Annotated in this window: 1 protein-coding gene; it reads left to right on the forward strand. The window is 65.7% G+C overall.

The genetic code is table 11. The features are described from left to right. Positions 1-24: 24 nt before the first annotated feature. The coding region (locus AACY19_RS26610; RefSeq protein ID WP_339454465.1) for an ExeA family protein at positions 25-848 on the forward strand (824 nt) is incomplete at its 3' end.

Below are 848 nucleotides of genomic sequence, written 5' to 3' on the forward strand. Positions count from 1 at the left end.
CCTGTCACGACGAAGGACCAGTTGATGCTCGCCGACGTGCAATCCAGCTACGGCCTCGCCCGCCCGTTCCAGGGCGCGGGCAATTTCGAGACCGAGCATCAGCGCGTCATCGTACGCGAAGTCTGCGCAGCGGTGCAGACCGGACGGCTGATCGTCGTCTCCGGACTGGTCGGTTCGGGCAAGACGCACCTGCTGCGCCGCATCGAGGACGAACTGGCGCGAGCCGGCAAGGTCGCGGTCGCCAAGTCGCTGGCGGTGGACAAGCGGCGCACCTCGCTTACCTCGCTGATCGAGGCATTGTTCTACGACCTGTCGTCCGGCGACCGCGCGCAGGTGAAGATCCCCAAACAGGCCGAACGGCGCGAGCGCGACCTTCGTGATCTGATGCGCAAGGGCAAGCGCCCGATCGTGCTGGTGGTCGATGAAGCGCACGACCTGCACCACAAGACGTTGACCGGCCTCAAGCGGCTTATGGAAGTGGTGGCCGATGCCGGCGTGCTGCTGTCGGTCCTGCTTGTGGGGCATCCGCGCCTGCGCAACGATCTGCGCCGCCCGCAGATGGAGGAGATCGGCTACCGGACCACGACCTTCGACTATGAGGGGATCGGATCGGCACGTCGGGATTATGTCGCCTGGTTGCTCGGTGCGTGCGCGGCAGAGGGGGTGAAGGTCGCCGACCTGATGGACGAGGACGCGATCGACCTCATCGCCGAACGCCTGCGTACTCCGCTCCAGATCGAGATGCACCTGACGCTTGCCTTCGAGCAGGGTTTCCGGTTGGGCGCAAAGCCCGTCACCGCCGGGATCGTCGAGCAGGTGCTGTCACGTGCGATCGACGACCTGGAACC

This window comes from Pseudomonas sp. EA_5y_Pfl2_R50, assembly GCF_963970475.1.
In the GTDB taxonomy this organism is placed as follows: Bacteria; Pseudomonadota; Gammaproteobacteria; order Pseudomonadales; family Pseudomonadaceae; genus Aquipseudomonas.